Below are 1,716 nucleotides of genomic sequence, written 5' to 3' on the forward strand. Positions count from 1 at the left end.
GGGATGTTGGGGATGGTGAGGGTGTAGTCGGCGGCGATGAGGCCCTGGCCGGTGCCGCGCCAGAAGAATCCGTTGTTGCCGTCGCCGGTGAGGAGCGCGCCGGTGTTGATATCGCCGGTGTTGAACGCTCCGGTGTTGATATCACCGATGTTGAACCAGCCGGTGTTGGTGTCGCCGGGGTTAAACGAGCCGGTATTGAAACCACCGGCGTTAAACCCACCGGAGTTGAAGTCGCCGGCATTGGCCCATCCGGTGTTGCCCAACCCGGTGTTGAACAGCCCGGTGTTGGTGCCACCGGTGCTGGCGATCCCGGTGTTGAAACTGCCCGAGTTGGCGATACCGAAGTTACCGCTGCCGGAGTTGAAGAACCCGATATTGTTGCTGCCCGAGTTGAACAACCCCACATTACCGGCACCAGTGTTGAAGCCGCCGAACCCGATCTGATTATCCCCGGTCAGCCCAATCCCAATATTATTGGTGCCCTGGTTCGCCAACCCGAAATTCCCGAAACCGGTATTACCGAAACCGACATTGAAACTCCCACTATTACCCCAACCCCGGTTCCCATCCCCCACATTGCCGCCCCCCACATTGTCGTTGCCGACATTGCCGCCACCCACATTATGACCACCAACATTACCCACCCCCACATTGGCATCCCCCACATTAGCCCCACCCACATTGTGATCACCCACATTAGCCCCACCCAGATTGCCATCACCCACATTGGCATGACCCAGGTTCAACCCACCCTGATTCCCCCACCCAAGATTGAACACACTCGGCCCACCCGGACCCGCCGAGAACAACCCCGCCAGCTGCTCCCCCACATTCCCCACACCCGAACCCATACTCGGAATCGTGTTAAACCACCCCGACACCCCATCACCGAGGTTCAACACCCCCGAACCCAACACCCCCACATTCCCCGCACCCGACGACCCACCAACATTCCACCACCCCGAACCCCCACCCACATTCCCAAACCCCGACGCACTACCCGAACCACTATTAAAGAACCCCGACGACACACCACCGGTCGAATTCCCCACCCCCGGCCCCGCCGCCACCTGCAACACCGGAATCACCACCGGACCCAGCGCCGGACCCGAAAAACTCAACTGCAACGACTCCCCCGGACCCCCGAGCGTTAGGTTCAACGACGGTCCGGTGATTGTGATCTGGTCGGACACAATCGGCCCAATAGTGCCAGTCAGACTATTCCCGCCCGTCCCGGTCAGGTGGATCAGCGGAATGGTGATGGGGTCTATCACGATGTCGCCGAGGTGGCCGGTGATGGGGATGTTGAGGGGGACGTCGACGTCGAGGTCCAGTGCGACTGCCGGGATGGTCAGGGTGTAGTCGATCCCGGCGTGGCCCTGGCCGTCGCCGCGCCAGAAGAAGCCGTTGTTGAGGTTGCCCTGGTTGAACCCGCCGGTGTTGACATCACCGGTGTTGGCGATCCCGGTGTTGAGGTTGCCGGGGTTAAACCAGCCGGTGTTGGTGTCCCCGGCATTCCACGAGCCGGTGTTGGAAGACCCCACATTGAAACTGCCCGAATTGTAGGAACCCGCATTGCCCACCCCGGTGTTGAGCAACCCGGTGTTCAACACCCCGGTGTTCAACCGGCCCGGGTTGAACAACCCCGTATTGAGCTCACCGGAGTTGCCCACCCCCCAGTTCCCGGTCCCGGAGTTGAACAACCCCACATTCCCG

Annotated in this window: 1 protein-coding gene; it reads right to left on the reverse strand. The window is 61.0% G+C overall.

Features of this window, described 5'->3' with window-relative positions:
- The coding region (locus B4U45_RS28675; RefSeq protein ID WP_423734701.1) for a beta strand repeat-containing protein at positions 1 to 1,716 on the reverse strand (1,716 nt) is incomplete at both ends.

Source organism: Mycobacterium persicum (genome assembly GCF_002086915.1).
Taxonomy (GTDB): domain Bacteria; phylum Actinomycetota; class Actinomycetes; order Mycobacteriales; family Mycobacteriaceae; genus Mycobacterium; species Mycobacterium persicum.